This window comes from Kitasatospora sp. NBC_00315, assembly GCF_041435095.1.
In the GTDB taxonomy this organism is placed as follows: domain Bacteria; phylum Actinomycetota; class Actinomycetes; order Streptomycetales; family Streptomycetaceae; genus Kitasatospora.
In genome coordinates, this window is sequence record NZ_CP108025.1 from 4,097,949 (window position 1) to 4,113,454 (window position 15,506).

15 protein-coding genes and 1 tRNA gene are annotated in these 15,506 nt (G+C 72.4%); 5 read left to right on the plus strand and 11 right to left on the minus strand.

The features are described from left to right. Nucleotides 1-72: 72 nt before the first annotated feature. The 3 genes from OG823_RS16670 (at nucleotide 73) to pknB (ending at nucleotide 5,482) form a co-directional block, all read left to right on the plus strand. Nucleotides 73-1,431, plus strand: coding sequence for an FtsW/RodA/SpoVE family cell cycle protein (locus OG823_RS16670; RefSeq protein WP_371484509.1), 1,359 nt, complete (start codon nucleotides 73-75; stop codon nucleotides 1,429-1,431). Between the two features lie 91 nt (nucleotides 1,432-1,522). After that, the gene (locus tag OG823_RS16675; RefSeq protein WP_371480356.1) at nucleotides 1,523-2,980 is read left to right on the plus strand and encodes a peptidoglycan D,D-transpeptidase FtsI family protein; all 1,458 of its coding nucleotides are present in this window, start codon (nucleotides 1,523-1,525) and stop codon (nucleotides 2,978-2,980) included. Between the two features lie 408 nt (nucleotides 2,981-3,388). Continuing rightward, complete coding sequence (gene pknB / locus OG823_RS16680; protein ID WP_371480357.1) at nucleotides 3,389-5,482, plus strand: Stk1 family PASTA domain-containing Ser/Thr kinase; 2,094 nt, start codon at nucleotides 3,389-3,391, stop codon at nucleotides 5,480-5,482. 127 nt (nucleotides 5,483-5,609) lie between these two features. Here pknB and OG823_RS16685 read toward each other — a convergent pair whose 3' ends face one another. From OG823_RS16685 to OG823_RS16710, 6 genes are all read right to left on the minus strand, one after another. Beyond that, nucleotides 5,610-6,587: an NADP-dependent oxidoreductase gene (locus OG823_RS16685; RefSeq protein ID WP_371480358.1), complete on the minus strand. Its 978-nt coding sequence runs from the start codon at nucleotides 6,585-6,587 to the stop codon at nucleotides 5,610-5,612. Between the two features lie 225 nt (nucleotides 6,588-6,812). Further along, the gene (locus OG823_RS16690; RefSeq protein ID WP_371480359.1) at nucleotides 6,813-7,616 is read right to left on the minus strand and encodes a class E sortase; all 804 of its coding nucleotides are present in this window, start codon (nucleotides 7,614-7,616) and stop codon (nucleotides 6,813-6,815) included. Nucleotides 7,617-7,669: 53 nt separating this feature from the next. After that, complete coding sequence (locus tag OG823_RS16695) at nucleotides 7,670-8,761, minus strand: class E sortase (protein WP_371480360.1); 1,092 nt, start codon at nucleotides 8,759-8,761, stop codon at nucleotides 7,670-7,672. A 5-nt stretch (nucleotides 8,762-8,766) separates the two neighbouring features. Then, the gene (locus OG823_RS16700) at nucleotides 8,767-9,432 is read right to left on the minus strand and encodes an aminodeoxychorismate/anthranilate synthase component II (protein ID WP_371480361.1); all 666 of its coding nucleotides are present in this window, start codon (nucleotides 9,430-9,432) and stop codon (nucleotides 8,767-8,769) included. 55 nt (nucleotides 9,433-9,487) lie between these two features. Next, entirely contained in the window at nucleotides 9,488-9,658 is a 171-nt protein-coding gene (locus OG823_RS16705) for a hypothetical protein (RefSeq protein ID WP_371480362.1), read from the minus strand. 157 nt (nucleotides 9,659-9,815) lie between these two features. Beyond that, entirely contained in the window at nucleotides 9,816-10,571 is a 756-nt protein-coding gene (locus tag OG823_RS16710; RefSeq protein WP_371484510.1) for a DUF881 domain-containing protein, read from the minus strand. A 219-nt stretch (nucleotides 10,572-10,790) separates the two neighbouring features. Here OG823_RS16710 and crgA point away from each other — a divergent pair, with 219 nt between their 5' ends. Continuing rightward, complete coding sequence (crgA, locus tag OG823_RS16715; RefSeq protein WP_073929226.1) at nucleotides 10,791-11,045, plus strand: cell division protein CrgA; 255 nt, start codon at nucleotides 10,791-10,793, stop codon at nucleotides 11,043-11,045. 657 nt (nucleotides 11,046-11,702) lie between these two features. Here the strand turns inward: crgA and OG823_RS16720 are convergent. Both OG823_RS16720 and OG823_RS16725 read right to left on the minus strand, forming a co-directional pair. Next, the gene (locus OG823_RS16720; RefSeq protein ID WP_371480363.1) at nucleotides 11,703-12,641 is read right to left on the minus strand and encodes a rhomboid family intramembrane serine protease; all 939 of its coding nucleotides are present in this window, start codon (nucleotides 12,639-12,641) and stop codon (nucleotides 11,703-11,705) included. A gap of 89 nt (nucleotides 12,642-12,730) precedes the next feature. After that, a complete protein-coding gene (locus OG823_RS16725) occupies nucleotides 12,731-13,255 on the minus strand; it encodes a peptidylprolyl isomerase (RefSeq protein ID WP_371480364.1) in 525 nt (174 codons plus the stop codon). Between the two features lie 227 nt (nucleotides 13,256-13,482). Here OG823_RS16725 and OG823_RS16730 point away from each other — a divergent pair, with 227 nt between their 5' ends. Next, complete coding sequence (locus tag OG823_RS16730) at nucleotides 13,483-14,427, plus strand: DUF5324 family protein (RefSeq protein ID WP_371480365.1); 945 nt, start codon at nucleotides 13,483-13,485, stop codon at nucleotides 14,425-14,427. A 91-nt stretch (nucleotides 14,428-14,518) separates the two neighbouring features. Here the strand turns inward: OG823_RS16730 and OG823_RS16735 are convergent. The 3 genes from OG823_RS16735 to OG823_RS16745 all read right to left on the minus strand — a co-directional run bounded on the left by OG823_RS16735 (nucleotide 14,519) and on the right by OG823_RS16745 (nucleotide 15,488). Further along, nucleotides 14,519-14,591, minus strand: a tRNA-Ala gene (locus OG823_RS16735). A 165-nt stretch (nucleotides 14,592-14,756) separates the two neighbouring features. Further along, nucleotides 14,757-14,888 carry a DLW-39 family protein gene (locus OG823_RS16740; RefSeq protein ID WP_371480366.1) on the minus strand — a complete coding sequence of 44 codons (132 nt, stop codon included), beginning with the start codon at nucleotides 14,886-14,888 and terminating at the stop codon, nucleotides 14,757-14,759. A 285-nt stretch (nucleotides 14,889-15,173) separates the two neighbouring features. Then, on the minus strand, nucleotides 15,174-15,488 hold the full coding sequence (locus OG823_RS16745; protein WP_371480367.1) for a DUF6191 domain-containing protein: 315 nt from the start codon (nucleotides 15,486-15,488) through the stop codon (nucleotides 15,174-15,176). Nucleotides 15,489-15,506 lie beyond the last annotated feature (18 nt).

Sequence of the window (15,506 nt, forward strand, 5' to 3'; positions counted from 1 at the left end):
ACCGGCGACGCACCCTCGCAGGCGCCCCCCGCCCCCGCCCGGGGCGCGGCGCGGCGGCGCGGCAACACCACGATCACCCCCCAGGGCGCGCCGAACCGGCGCAACACCGAGCTGGCGCTCCTGGCCTTCGCGGTGCTGCTGCCCGTCCTCGCGTACGCCAACGTGGGGCTGGCGATCGACGGCAGCCTGCCGGCCGGCATGCTCGGCTACGGCCTGGGCATGGGCGCCCTGGCGCTGATCGCCCACCTGGTGATGCGTCGCTGGGCGCCGTACGCGGACCCGTTGCTGCTGCCGCTGGCCACGCTGCTCAACGGGCTCGGCGTGGTGATGATCTGGCGGCTCGACAAGGCCGGCGGCCTGCTGAAGGGGAACTACCCGGCGGCGGCCAACCAGCTGATGTGGTCGGGCCTGGGCATCGCCTTCTTCATCGTGGTGATGGTCTTCCTCAAGGACCACCGGGTCCTGCAGCGGTACACGTACATCTCGATGGCGGTGGCCCTGGTGCTGCTCGCCGCCCCGGCGTTCTTCCCCGCCCGCAAGGGCGACTTCGGTGCGAAGATCTGGATCCACCTGGGCAGCTTCTCGATCCAGCCCGGCGAGTTCGCCAAGATCATCCTGACCGTCTTCTTCGCCGGCTACCTGATGGTCAAGCGGGACGCGCTGGCGCTGGCCAGCCGCCGCTTCATGGGCCTCTACCTGCCGCGCGGACGCGACCTCGGCCCGATCATCGCGATCTGGCTGGTGAGCCTGCTGATCCTGGTCTTCGAGAACGACCTCGGCTCGTCGTTCCTGTTCTTCGGCCTCTTCGTGGTGATGCTCTACGTCGCCACCGAACGCACCAGCTGGATCATCTTCGGCCTGGTGATGTCGATCGGCGGCGCGACCGTGGTGGGCGCCACCTCCAGCCACGTCAAGGTCCGCATCGACGCCTGGCTGGACCCGATGGCCGCGTTCGCCCCCAACCACGCGGACGGCGCCAGCGACCAGATCGGCCAGGCGCTGTTCGCGCTGGGCTCCGGCGGGGTCACCGGCTCCGGCCTCGGCCAGGGCCGCTCGTACCTGATCGGCTTCGCCGCCAAGAGCGACTTCATCATCGGCTCCTTCGGCGAGGAGCTCGGCCTCACCGGCCTGATGGCGATCTTCATGCTCTACGGCCTGATCGTGCAGCGCGGTCTGCGCACCGCGATCGCCGCCCGCGACCCGTTCGGCAAGCTGTTCGCCGTCGGGCTCTCCTCCGCGCTCGCCCTGCAGGTGTTCGTGGTGGCCGGCGGGGTCACCGGCCTGATCCCGCTGACCGGTATGACCATGCCGTTCATGGCGCAGGGCGGCTCCTCGGTGGTCGCCAACTGGGCGCTGATCGCCCTCCTGCTGAAGATCAGCGACAGCGCCCGCCGCCCGGGGCTGGAACCGGCCACCGCCCAGGAGACGTGATGGACGGTGCAGGCGACCGGCACCGGCGTTCGATGCGGTTGAATGTCCGGAGTTCTGCTGTTGCGACCGGTACGGGGAGGGGATCCGTCTCATGAACAAGCCCATCCGCCGGGTCTCGATCTTCTGCCTCGTGCTGATCCTGGCCCTCATGGCGCGCACCAACTGGGTCCAGGGCGTCCAGGCCACCAGCCTGGCCGACAACACGCACAACGACCGCAACAAGTACGACCGCTACGCCTACCCGCGCGGCAACATCATGGTCGGCGGCACGCCGGTGACCAGCTCCGACTTCGTCAACGGCCTGCGCTACAAGTACAAGCGCTCCTGGAAGGACGGCGCCCTCTACGCGCCCGTCACCGGGTACTCCTCGCAGTCCTTCGGCAGCAGCCAGCTGGAGTCCCTGGAGGACGGCGTCCTGGCCGGCACCGACGACCGGCTCTTCTTCCGCAACACCCTGGACATGCTGACCGGCAAGCAGAAGCAGGGCGGCGACGTGACCACCACGATCAACGCCAAGGCCCAGAAGGCCGCCTTCGACGGCCTCGGCGCCAAGAAGGGCGCGGCGGTCGCGATCGACCCGCGCACCGGCGCCATCCTCGCGCTGGTCTCCACCCCCTCGTACGACCCCAGCACCTTCGCGGGCGGCGGCGCCGAGGACACCAAGGCCTGGACCGACCTCAACGCCGACGCGAACAAGCCGATGCTCAACCGGGCGCTGCGCGAGACGTACCCGCCGGGATCGACGTTCAAGCTGGTCACCGCGTCGGCGGCGTTCGAGAACAACGTCTTCCACAGCATCGACGACCCGACCGACACCCCGGATCACTACATCCTTCCCAACACCACCACCGAGCTGAAGAACGAGAGCGCCAACGAGCCCTGCGCGGGCGCGACCCTCAAGGTCGGCATGGACTACTCGTGCAACACGGTCTACGGCAAGATCGGCGCCGACCTCGGCCGGGACAAGATGCGGGAACAGGCCGAGAAGTTCGGCTTCAACACCACCGTCGACACCCCCATCCGGGCGGTCCAGAGCTTCTACCCGAAGACCTCCAGCGCGGACGGCACCGCCCTGGACTCCATCGGCCAGCACGACACCCGGGCCACCCCGCTGCAGATGGCCATGGTCGCCGCCGCGATCTGCAACAACGGCTCGCTGATGCAGCCGTACCTGGTCGACGAGGAGAGCTCCGCCAGCCTGACCACCATCTCCAAGCACAGCCCGAAGCAGCTGAGCCAGGCGATCAGCCCGGCCACCGCGCAGAAGCTGCAGGACATGATGGTCAGCGTGGTCGACAACGGCACCGGCACCAACGCCAAGATCCCCGGCCTGACCGTCGGCGGCAAGACCGGCACGGCCCAGCACGGCGAGGACAACAACGGCCTGCCGTTCGCCTGGTTCGTCTCCTACGCGAAGGACGCGAACAACAACGCGGTGGCGGTCGCCGTGGTCGTCGAGGACGGTTCCAACAACCGGGACGGCATCAGCGGCGGACGCCTCGCCGCTCCGATCGCCAAGGCCGTGATGCAGGCCGCTCTGAGCAAGTAGCGGCCTCCGCGCGAGTGCGGCGATCGTCACAGTGGGCCGGGGGCGGCGCCGCCCTCGGCCGGGCGGCTCCCCGGGCCCGGAGCGAAGCCGGTTGTGGGGCCTTTCGCCCGAAAGGCCCCTGATCATCGGCCTTCCGGCCGGCGGCGCGGCGATTATCGGCCCTCCGACCGGGACCACCGGCCGCCGCCCCCCGGCCGATACCGGTCTGGTATCAGCCTGCGGCCGACTCGGGATGTGCCGGGTGCGACCGGTAGCGTGTCCGCAAGCAGCGGGTGTGCCCGTTGCCCGCCTGCGGGCAGCCGTGGGGTCTGCGTCACAGAACCATCGTGGCGCGGGCGGCGTCACACAGAGCGTGCGGGGACACCTACGTCACATCCTCACCGGCCGGTGAGGGAGAGGGTCGGAACTATGGAAGAGCCTCGTCGCCTAGGCGGCAGGTACGAGCTCGGCGGCGTCCTCGGGCGCGGCGGCATGGCCGAGGTGTACCTCGCCCATGACACCAGGCTCGGCCGTTCCGTCGCAGTGAAGACGCTCCGGGCCGACATGGCCCGGGATCCGTCGTTCCAGGCCCGCTTCCGCCGTGAGGCACAGTCCGCGGCGTCACTCAACCACCCCGCCATCGTCGCCGTGTACGACACCGGCGAGGACTACATCGACAACATCTCCATCCCGTACATCGTGATGGAGTACGTCGAGGGGTCCACCCTGCGCGAGCTGCTGCACTCCGGACGGCGCCTGCTGCCCGAGCGCGCGCTGGAGATGACGATCGGCATCCTGCAGGCCCTGGAGTACTCGCACCGGGCCGGCATCGTGCACCGCGACATCAAGCCCGCCAACGTGATGCTCACCCGGCAGGGCAACGTCAAGGTCATGGACTTCGGCATCGCCCGCGCGATGGGTGACGCCGGCATGACGATGACCCAGACCTCGGCCGTCATCGGCACCGCCCAGTACCTCTCCCCCGAGCAGGCCAAGGGCGAGCAGGTCGACGCGCGCTCCGACATCTACTCCACCGGGTGCCTGCTGTACGAGCTGCTCGCCGTGCGGCCGCCGTTCGTCGGCGACTCGCCCGTCGCGGTGGCCTACCAGCACGTCCGCGAGGAGGCCCAGCCGCCGTCGGTCTACGACCCCGAGCTGCGGCCCGAGATCGACGCGATCGTGCTGAAGGCGCTCACCAAGGACCGCGACTACCGCTACCAGAGCGCCGACGAGATGCGCGACGACATCGAGCGCTTCCTCGACGGCCTGCCGGTGGCGGCGGCCCAGCAGGCCGCCTACGGCATGGGCGCGGCCGGCGCGTACGGCTACGACCAGAACGGCCAGTACGCCCAGCACGACCCGTACGGCCAGACCAACATGCTGCCGCAGCAGGCCGGCGGCGGCCCCACCACGATGCTGCCGCAGGTCGGCTCCCCGCAGCAGGGCTACGGCCAGCAGGGCGGCTACCAGGACGACGGCTACCAGCAGTCCGGCGGTGGCAACGACGACGGGTACGGCCGGTCCGGCCGGCGCGGCGAGGATCCGCCGAAGAAGAGCAACACCTCCTGGATCGTGCTGGCCGTCGCGGCCGTGCTGGTCCTGGTCGGCACCTTCTTCGTCGCGCAGGCCATGTTCGGCGGCGGCAAGGGCAACACCGTGAAGGTGACCGCGCCGTCCCTGGTCGGCAAGAGCCTGGCCGACGCGAAGACGGCCGCGCAGGCGGCCGGTCCCAAGCTCGTGATCACCTCGGGCGACGCGGTGGCCTGCCCCGACACCAAGATCCAGAAGGACCAGGTCTGCACCCAGGACCCGGTCGCCGGGACCGAGGTCGCCGAGAGCGGCACCATCACGGTGCGGCTCTCCTCCGGCCCCGCCAAGGCGACCGTCCCCGGTGTCGTCGGCAAGTCCAAGGACGTCGCCACCAAGGCACTGCAGGACGCCGGGTTCGCGAACGTCAGCACCGAGTACAAGGACGACGACACCGCCCCGCTCGACCAGGTGACCGCGCAGGACCCGCCGGCCAACAGCGCCGCCGACCCGCAGGCGCCGATCAAGCTGACGATCTCGCAGGGCAAGTCGAAGGTCGCCGTCCCCGGGGTGGTCAACCAGCAGGTCGCCGCCGCCACCCAGGCCCTGCAGGACGCCGGCTTCCAGGTCGACTCCAGCAAGACCGTCCCGACGACCGACCCGACCAAGATCGGCACCGTCGCCCAGCAGACCCCGACCGCCAACACCAAGGCCGCCACCGGCTCCAAGGTGACCCTGACGGTCTACAAGGCACCGGACAAGGTCACCGTGCCCGCCGATCTCCGGGGCAAGCCCGTCAAGGACGCGATCGCCGAGCTGAAGAGCGCCGGGCTGCTCTGGAGCTTCGTGGGCGCCGGTGGTGACAACAACAACATCGTCATCAACTACTCGCCCGGCCCCAACGAGCCGGTCGACGCCAACACCAGCATCCAGCTGCAGACGATGCCCGGTCCGAAAGGGAACGATCCCGGGTCGCAGACCCCGACCAAGCCCTGACCACTGAGACCGGGGCCTCCCCCGGTCTCGGGCCGGCCGACAGGGGCCGTCGGCGCCGATCAGGCGCCGGCGGCCCCTGCGCCGTTCCCCGGCCGGAGCGGGCGGCCCCGCGACGGCCGCCCGGGCGCTACGGCGCCACCCGCAGCACCAGCTTCCCCTGCACCCGGCCGGTCTCCCCCAGCGCGTGCGCCCTGGCCGCGTCCGCCAGCGGCAGCTCGGCCGCGATGTGCGCCCGGAGCCTGCCCTCGGCCGCCAGGGCCGCCACCGACCGCAGGCCGGCGGTGTCCGGCTCGACCAGCATGAACCCGGCCCGGACACCTCGGGCGGCCGCCTCGGGCCGCAGCGCGTCGTCCTGCGGGGTGGTCAGCGAGACCAGCGTCCCGCCGTCCCGGACCAGGGGCAGCGAGCGAGCGCCGTAGTCACCGCCGACCGTGTCCAGCACGATGTCGACCTGGCCCACCGACTCCCGGACGGCCTGCGCGAAGTCGCCCGCCGTGTAGTCGATCACCTCGTCCGCGCCGAGCTCCCGGACGAACGCGTGCTTGCCCGCGGACGCCGTCCCGATCACCGACAGCCCCAGCGCCTTGGCGATCTGCACCGCCAGGTGGCCCACCCCGCCCGCCGCCGCGTGGATCAGCACCCGCTGGCCCGGCCGGGCCCGCGCCCGGTCGACGAACGCCTGCCAGACCGTCAGCGCGCCCAGCGGCAGCGCGGCCGCCCCGGCATGGTCGATCCCGGCCGGCCTGCGGACGAAGCGCCGCCCCGGCGCGGTCACGTACTCGGCGTACCCGCCCAGCAGGTGCGGGTAGTCGAGCATCCCGAAGACCTCGTCGCCGGGCTGAAGGACCGTCACGCCCCAGCCGACCGCCTCGACGACCCCCGACACGTCGTGTCCGAGCACGAACGGCGGCTCGGCCCGCAGCAGCCCGCCGAACGCCCGGGTCTTGTAGTCGGTCGGGTTGACCCCGGCCGCGTGCACCCGGACCAGCACCTCGCCCGCGCGCGGGACCGGCCGCGCCACCTCGACCGGTTGCAGCACCTCCGGCCCGCCGAGCCGCCGCTGCCCGACCGCGCGCATGGTCCGCTCCGATGCCCCACTGCTCATACCGTGCTCCTCACAAGGGAAGTGTCCGACCGAGGGGAAGTCCTCGACCGCGCGACGGCGCCCGACCGCGGGAAGGCGCCGAGGGGCGTCGTGCCCGGAGGGGCGTCGTGGCGGCCCGGGAACCGCTCCCGCGCCGATCACCCGCACGGGTGACCGGGCAGCCGCCGGCGGGCCCCCTGGGCGGTCCCGGGGGCGGTCCGGGGGCGGTCCGCGGGCGGTCCGGGATCACCCGAGCTCGGGCGGCGGGGTGCGGGCGGCGTCCACCGGATCCACCCGTACCAGGCTGCCCCAGACCGCCATCCGGTAGCGCGAGGTGTACACCGGCGTGCAGGTCGTCAACGTGATGTAGCGCCCGGGGGAGTGATACGAGGAGCCCACCGGCACCGGCGCGACCACACCCGTGTCGTACTTCGAGGTCTCCGGCAGCGTGTCGTCGACCCGGTAGACGTACCAGCTGTCCCGCGTCTCGACCACGACCGCGTCACCCGGCTTCACCGCGTCCAGGTCGTGGAACTTCGCGCCGTGCCCGTCCCGGTGCGCGGCCAGCGCGAAGTTGCCCTCCGCGTCCCAGGGCATCGCGGCCTTGTACGGCGTCTCGTAGACCCCTGCCACGCCCTCCGCCAGGGTGTCGGCGTCCGTGCCCATCCGGATCAGCACCTGGTAGTCCCGGCCCATCGCCGGCACGTGCAGGAACCCGACCCCGTCACCGGCGGCGTAGGTGCGCGGGGCGGACGCCCCGTCACCGGCCGGGCCGGCCGGCGCCGTCCAGGAACCGCGCAGCCGGTCCGACGCGCGGTCGGCGCTCCGGTCGGCCTGCACGTTCGTCCACCAGAGGGAGTACGCGGCGAACAGTGCCAGCAGCAGCCCGACGGTGATCAGCAGTTCGCCGAACAGCCCCAGCAGCGCCATGGGGCGGCTGCGGACCCGCCCCGGCGGGCGGACCCCGGCGCCGTCCCCGGAGCCCTCACCCGGCCCCTCCCCGGGCCGCGTCGCGTCCTCGTCCGCCGGACCGATCGACTGGTGGCTCACGCTGTACCGCCTTGCTGGTGCTCGGGGCCCGCTGCCGGGTCTGCGGCGGCCTGCTAACCGCCCGTCAGTGCGGCGGGCTTGCCCTGACTGCGCGGCCGCTCGTCGACCATCTTGCCAAAGACGATCAGCCGGTACTTGGAGGTGAACTCCGGTGTACAGGTGGTCAGAGTGATGTACCGGCCCGGCTGGGCGAACCCGGAGCCCTTCGGCACCGGCTGGATCACGCTGACGTTCGACGGCGGCGTCTGCGGGATCGTGCTGGTCACCTCGTACGTGTAGAACGAGGTCGCGGTCTCCACGACGACCTTGTCGCCCTTGGAGAGCTTGTTGATGTAGCGGAACGGCTCGCCGTGGGTGTTGCGGTGCGCGGCCAGCGAGAAGTTGCCCGACTTGTCGGCCGGCATCGCGGTGCCGGGGTAGTGGCCGACCAGGCCCTTGTCCAGCACCTGCGCCTTGCCCGTGCCCTCGGCGATCGGGAAGGTCAGGCCCAGCTTGGGCAGGTAGATGATGGCGAAGCCCTGGCCCGGGGCGAACACCCCGGCCTGGTTCGGATCCGCCGGCTTCCCCGCGTCGGGCTGCTGGCCCGCCGCGTCGAACTGCTGCTCCAGCTGGCTGCGCGCGCCGCTCGCGGCCGCGTCCGCCTGCACGTTCGTCCACCACAGCTGGTACGAGACGAAGAGCAGCATCACCACGCCGAGCGATATGCACAGCTCGCCGAGCATCCGCGCGGCCACCACGCCGGTCGTCTCCTTGGGGCGCGCCCCTCCCCCGGGCGCCCGGCCCCGGGCCCGGCGCCGCCCGCTGCCGGAGCGCACCGACAGCCGCCCCCGGGCGGCCCGACGGCGCTCGGCCCGGCCGCCGCCCGGCGGGGCGTGGCCGAGCGCGGCCTCCGGGATCGTGCGCAGCTGGAGTGTCTGGTCGGCCAGCCACGGGTACTCGGGCACGGCGTCGCCGGCCTCCGGCCGGTAGGGCTCGTAGACGCCCCAGCCGTCCGGGTCCACGACGGCGTCGGCGCCGTCCAGGCCGAGCCCGTCCGCGGGGTGACCGCCCGCCGCGTCCCGGTACGCGCCGGGCCCCTCGCCCGGTCCGCCGCCGAAGGGGCCGGCCCCGGCCTGGTGGCGCCCCTCCGGACGCACCGCCGTCACGGCGCTCAGCCCCGGCCGATCACCGGCGCGAGGCCGGCCGACCGCCCGACTGCCGCCGGGTCACCGCACTCCGCCAGCCAGTTGGCCAGCATCCGGTGCCCGCCCTCGGTGAGCACCGACTCGGGGTGGAACTGCACGCCCTCCACCAACAGCTCGCGGTGGCGCAGGCCCATGATCACGCCGCTCTCCGTCCGTGAGGTCACCACCAGCTCGCCCGGCACCGTGGCCGGCTCCACCGCCAGTGAGTGGTAGCGGGTCGCCGTCATCGGCGACGGCAGCCCCTCGAAGACCCCGCCGTCCTCGTGGAACACCGCCGAGGTCTTGCCGTGCAGCAGCTCGGGTGCCCGGCCGACCACGGCGCCGTAGGCCACCGCGATCGACTGCAGGCCCAGGCAGACCCCGAACACGGGCAGCCCGATCCGGGCGCAGTGGTGCACCATCTCGATGCAGACCCCGGCCTCCTCCGGCGCCCCCGGGCCGGGGGAGAGCAGCACGCCGTCGAAGCCGGCCGGATCCTGCGCGCGGCGCACCGCGTGGTCGACCGTCACCTCGTCGTTGCGCACCACCTCGCAGGTGGCGCCCAGTTGGTAGAGGTACTGGACCAGGTTGAAAACGAAGCTGTCGTAGTTGTCCACGACGAGGATGCGGGGCGAGGTGGCCTGGGTGGTCATGCGCGCGCTACTCCGGTGTGATGCGGGGCTGGGGGATGGAGGGCAGGACCGCCGGTCAGCCGGCGCCTCCGCCGTCCACCGTGACGTCGCCGAAGGGCAGCAGCGGCTCCGCCCACGGGAAGACGTACTGGAACAGCACGTAGACCACCCCCAGTACGAGGAGCAGCGCGAGGACGGCCCGGACCAGGGTGTTCCCCGGCAGATGGCGCCAGATCCAGCCGTACATGGTGCTCCCTCGACGTAAAGGTTGGGCTCAAGACTAGACCTCGTGACGCGGCGGCACGGCGCCTGTCGCCCGCCCAGGCCCTCGGCCGACGCCTCCGCCGCCGCCCGCGCCGCCGCGAACGGCTCCCGCGGGCCCGCCGCGCGTGGCGGCGCTCCCGCTACTGCCCGGTCGCCGAGCGCAGGTCAACCGTCCCCGAGTACCCCGGGACGGACAGCTCCCCGCTCTCCTGGACCTTCCAGCCCAGCCCGTACGCCTGCACGTACTGCAGGTAGTTGCGGATCGTCGGATCCGCCTCCACCGCCGAGCGCAGCCCGTCCGTGCGACCCACCGCCCTGATCACGTACGGCGGTGAGTACACCCGGCCCTGGAGCAGCAGCGTGTTGCCGACGCAGCGCACCGCGCTGGTCGCGATCAGCCGCTGGTCCATCACCTGGATCCCCTCGGCGCCGCCCCGCCACAGCGCGTTGACGACCGCCTGGATGTCCTGCTGGTGGATGACCAGGTCGTTGACACCGGGAGCCGGGACGCCGGGGATCCGGGCGGTGGCGTTCGGCGGCGCGTCGTTGAGCGTGACGGTCAGCCCCGGGCCCTGCAGCGGCTCCAGCGCGGAGCTCTGCTGGAGCTCGCCGAGCCGGGCGGTGTCCGCCGGGCTGCGGCCCTGCTGCTCCCCCAGCTGCTGCGAGCGGTCCTGGAGGTCGGCCAGCTGTGCCTGCGCCTGCTGGTTCTGCGCGCTGCGCTGGCGTATGACGTCGCTCAGGCGCAGCAGCGAGTTGTCCGTCCGCAGATCGGTCCCCCGGGCCGCGTGCGCGCTCACGTAGAAGAGCAACCCGGCCAGGGCGAAGACGGTGCAGGTCAGGGCACGCCCGACAATTCGGGTCCCGGCGGCGCGAGTGGGAGCCGGTTCAGGGTGAATCGACAAATTCGTCACCGTACCCTTATCTCCTTCGGACCCGCCGAACCACTACGCTAACGGACGCCGGTGGCATGTGCGGAGTGCCCTGGCAGGTACGCCCCTGGGTCCACCCGGAGTGTTCCTGCCGTCAGCCCCCCGCACCACCCGGTCCAGCCCCACCGCCGCCCCGCCCCGCTGCACCCTGCGCGGTCTCACAGCGCATCGACAGGAGAGCTCCTCGTGCCGAAGTCTCGACTCCGCAAGAAGTCCGACTACACCCCGCCGCCGTCCACGACGACCGCGGTGAAGCTCAGCTCAGGCCGCAGCTGGGTCGCCCCGCTGATGCTGGCGCTGTTCCTGGTCGGCCTGGTGTGGATCGTCACCTATTACGTGACGAGCGGCAGCTACCCGGTGGAGAGCTGGCGCAACTGGAACATCCTGGTGGGCTTCGGCTTCATCGCAGCGGGGTTCGGCGTCTCCACCCAGTGGAAGTAGCGTCCCGGATCCGCTGAGCCCGGGCGTCCGCACGGGCGCGGCACACCGGTTCTGCGCCCGCCCGTTCGCCGGGCCGCGCCGCCGTCCGGGTTGCGCCACAGCGCCGCCGACCTCCGGTCCGCTCCCGCGCCGGTCCGGCCGGGTGCACGCCGTCGGACGGTGAGCCGCGCCCGCTGTCGCTCCCGCACGTCCGCGGCCGCCTCGGCCGGCCGCCTCACCGCGGCCGCCGCCGGGCGGCGCCGAGGGCTGCCCGGCGTCCTGCTCCGTCTGCCGTGCCGTGCTGGTCGGCGCCGCCGTCCGGGGCGCGGTGAGGCCGGGCAGCAGGGAGGCCGGGGAGGCCCGGAGCCACCGTGCGGACAGGGCACGCCCCCGGCGCGCGGCGCCCGCCGACTAGCGGGCACCGGTCACACCGTCTGCTTATCCACATGGTTATCCACAGTGGGGAAAAGTCCTCTCCACCTGTGGATAACTCGACTGATCCGGGTGCTCCCCGGCGCCCGCCGACATCGCGTCGAGCATCGATGCCCGCAGCGGGACACGCGTAGACCTGCCCCGGTCCAGGCGGATCCCTGACCGGCTGTGCACAGCCGGTCAGTCGTTGTGGACAACGGCTGACCGGTACTCAGGACACGGTCCGCCGGGAAAACGGCCGGCGGCTCACCCGTTGAGGCGCGCCGTCTGCAGCACCACGGTCGCGAGCACCAGCGCCAGCATCAGCAGCACCGTCCCGGCCTGGACCAGATTGCGGCGCTCGCGCGGCGCGTACATCAGCCCGAATCCCATCGCCAGCCCGGCCAGCAGCCCGCCGATGTGCGCACGCCAGTCGATGCCGGGCACCGAGAAGGTGATCACCAGGTTGAAGACCAGCAGCGCGATCACCGGCCCGAGCGGCAGCCGGTTGCGCAGGAACAGCACCACCGTCGCCCCGAACAGCCCGAAGATCGCGCCGGAGGCCCCCAGCGAGTTCATGAAGTTGCCGGCGACCAGGTAGGCGAGCGCGCTGCCGGCCAGCCCCGACACCAGGTAGAGCGCCAGGTAGCGGATCCGTCCCAGCGTCCGCTCCAGCGCAGGCCCCAGCCACCACAGGGCCAGCATGTTGGTCCCGATGTGCCAGATCTGGACGTGCAGGAAGGTCGCGGTGAGCAGCCGGTACCACTGGCCCGGTCCCTCCGCGACCCCGTACGCGTAGCCGTAGCTGAACCCGCCGTGGTGCAGGCCGACGCTGAGCAGCGACAGATCGTTGGTGAACCAGTCGCCGTAGACGTAGGCGGCGAGCACGAAGACCACCAGGTTGATCCCGATCAGGATCTTGGTGACCAGCGCGCCGTCCCGCTCCGGACGGCCGCCGAACAGCGTGGTCGCCCGGCGCACCTGCTGGTGGCCGCCCGCGACGCACTCCGGGCACTGGAAGCCCACCGAGGCGCTCACCATGCACTGCGGGCAGATCGGCCGCCCGCAGCGGGCGCAGCCGATGCCGGTCTCACGCTCGGGATGCCGGTAGCACCCGGGCAGCGGCTGCCCGCCGTCGGGGCGCAGGGGCTCCCCGCCCCCGGGCAGGGGACGGTCGGCGGGCTGCTGGGGCTCGTCCGGGCGCATCCGGGGTGACTTCCTTCCGTCATGACCGATCCCGGTGGCGCCGCCGCCGAACGGGGTACCACCGGGATCGCCAGGCTACTGCGGCCGGGTCACCGGCGGGTGATCTCCACGGACTCGATCACGACGTCCTCGACCGGGCGGTCCTGCCCCTTGGTCTCCGTGCCGGCGATCTCCTGGACGACCTTGCGGCTCGCCTCGTCCGCGACCTCGCCGAAGATGGTGTGCTTGCGGGTCAGCCAGGTCGTCGGAGCCACGGTCACGAAGAACTGCGAGCCGTTGGTGCCGGGCCCGGAGTTGGCCATCGCCAGCAGGTACGGCTTGGTGAAGGCGAGATCCGGGTGGAACTCGTCGGCGAACCGGTAACCCGGACCGCCGGTGCCCAGCCCGAGCGGGTCGCCGCCCTGGATCATGAAGTTCTCGATCACCCGGTGGAAGACGGTGCCGTCGTACAGCGGGGTCCTGGACACCTCACCGGTGCCGGGGTGGGTCCACTCCCGGCCGCCCTCGGCCAGCTCCACGAAGTTCGCCACCGTCTTCGGGGCGTGGTTCGGGAAGAGCTTGACCACGATGTCGCCGCGGTTGGTCTTGAGGGTGGCGAACAGTTCCTCGGCCACGGGGTGCCTTCCTGTCTACTCGTCGCTGACGCCGGAGATCATCCCACGACCCGGGTCGCGACCGGCCGGGTGAGGGGGCGGCCCCGGCCCCGCGGCGAGCCGGTCGGGGCACCGCGAGGCGCTCCGTACGGCCCAGCCCGGCGTGCCGGTGGACACATCCGGATGCATGATCAGCTACCAGGTGGAAATGTGCAGAACAGGACACCACCGAGGAGGAGAGGATCCCCGTGACCCGTTTGGACTCAGCTCGTGAGACGGCCGACAGGACCAAGGAGACCCTTGCGCCCTACGCCGCCACCGCCAGGGACACCGCGCTGCACTACGCGGACGAGGCCAAGCAGCGCGTGGGCCCCGCCCTGGAGGCGCTCGGCCCCAAGGTCGGCGTGGCGGCGGAACGGGCCAGGACCGGTGCCTCCCACACCGCGCAGAGCGCACGCGTCCAGTTCGACCGGCACGTGCTGCCCCAGCTCGGCCATGCCTTCTCCAGCCTCCCGCCCGAAGCCCAGCAGAACGCCCTGAAGGCGTTCCACCGGGCCCAGGAGGCCGCCCTGGCCGCGAAGCTCTCGGCGGCCAGGGTGGCGGGGCAGACGAAGGCCACCGTCGCTCCCCGGGTCGCCCAGGCCGTCGGGGACGCCCGCGCCGCGGTCGTCCCCGTCGCGCTGGAGGCGCAGACCCGTGGCGCGGCCGCGATCACCGCCCTGCAGGGCCACGTCACCGCCGCCGAGATCGGCGAGCTGGCCGCCAAGAACGCCAAGAAGGAGCAGCGCAACGGCTGGGCCACCGGCCTCGCCGTGGCCGGCACCCTGGCGATCGGCGGCGGGGTGGTGGCCTGGCAGTGGTGGCGCCGCTCGAACAGCCCCGAGTGGCTGGTCGAGCCCGCCGTCCAGGGCGGCCCGAACACCACCCACAGCGGCGCCCACGCGGCCGGCAGCGGCCCCACGGTCGCGGCCGCCGGCAGCGCGGTGGCCAACGGGAACGGCGGCCCGGTGGGGGGATCGACCTCCCCGCTCAACGGCTCCGCCCCCACCGACGGCGCCACCGGACCGGACGCGGACCCGACCGCGCCCAAGCCCGGCCCGACACCCTCCCCCGGCCCGCCGCCCGGCAAGCCGGGCCAGCCGGGCCCGGGTGACGACCACCCCAAGCCGCACGACCCGCGCAAGCCGCACTGACCCCGCCCCGGTGCCCCGCCCGAGGCCCGGAACGACGAATCGGCCGCTGACCCGTGTTCGGGTCAGCGGCCGATTCGTCGGTCGAACACTGTGGAGCTTAGGAGACTCGAACTCCTGACATCTGCCTTGCAAAGGCAGCGCTCTACCAACTGAGCTAAAGCCCCGGGACGGCAGCGGTCGCGCCGTCAGGGACCAGCGTACCGGGTCCCGGCGTGAATCCCACGCCGGTCTCCCACGACGCCGGTGTGCGGAACCGGCCGGCGCCCGCCCGGAGGCGGGGCCGACCGGTCCGAGGAGCACCCTGGGGCGCCCCGAAGATCGTCGTGGGCTCAGCGCACGCCGGCCGGCACCGGGTCGGTGGCCTCGGTCCACAGATCCTGCTCGGCGCGGTCCGCCTGGACCTGACGGTAGACAAAGAAGCCGCCGAGGGCGACCAGGGCGACCAGGAGAAGCTTCTTCACCGCGGGACCTCGTCCTTCTTGCGTAACGGACTCAGCAACGACGCTCCGACCGGGTTGGCCGAACGGCGAGTCCATGAGATTTCGAGCACGAACAGGCGGCCGGAACGACAGACTGCCCTGCGGCCGATGATACACACCGGTGTCCCAATCGTGACCAGCCGCCACCGCGCCAACCGGCCGGTCCGGGCACAGGATTGACGCCGCACCTCCTGCCCCGCGACCGTCCCGGCACACCACTGCCGCACCCGTCGCCGATGGCGGGGGTGTCCGACCGGAGGGCGCCCTTCAGGGTGCCTGCGGCACCCGCACCACAGCCCTGCCACGGGCCAGGTCGACCCTGGTCCGCGGCGGCGCGCCCTCGCCGTCCTCGTCGCGCAGCATCAGCGTCGTCCTGCGCTGCTCCAGCTCGTGCTGCTTGCCCGCCGCGAACTGCGCGTGCAGTTGCTCGAAGCCCGTCGCCGAGATCTGGCCCTCCCGGCCGCTCCCGCGCCACGGGATCCACCGCGACCGCCTGGCCCGCAACGCCAGCTGATCCACGAAGGCCAGCGCCACGAGGGCGCAGACCAGCCCCGGAACGCTCATCGCCCAGAACAGCGCCATCTGGTCCGCCTCTCCGCG

Excerpts from the sequence above, each read along its gene's own strand:
- OG823_RS16705 (WP_371480362.1), bottom strand. The coding sequence starts at position 9,658 with ATGTACGGCTGGATCTGGCGCCATCTGCCGGGGAACACCCTGGTCCGG.
- OG823_RS16675 (WP_371480356.1), top strand. The coding sequence starts at position 1,523 with ATGAACAAGCCCATCCGCCGGGTCTCGATCTTCTGCCTCGTGCTGATC.
- OG823_RS16720 (WP_371480363.1), bottom strand. The coding sequence starts at position 12,641 with ATGCGCCCGGACGAGCCCCAGCAGCCCGCCGACCGTCCCCTGCCCGGG.
- OG823_RS16745 (WP_371480367.1), bottom strand. The coding sequence starts at position 15,488 with ATGGCGCTGTTCTGGGCGATGAGCGTTCCGGGGCTGGTCTGCGCCCTC.
- pknB (WP_371480357.1), top strand. The coding sequence starts at position 3,389 with ATGGAAGAGCCTCGTCGCCTAGGCGGCAGGTACGAGCTCGGCGGCGTC.
- OG823_RS16700 (WP_371480361.1), bottom strand. The coding sequence starts at position 9,432 with ATGACCACCCAGGCCACCTCGCCCCGCATCCTCGTCGTGGACAACTAC.
- OG823_RS16685 (WP_371480358.1), bottom strand. The coding sequence starts at position 6,587 with ATGAGCAGTGGGGCATCGGAGCGGACCATGCGCGCGGTCGGGCAGCGG.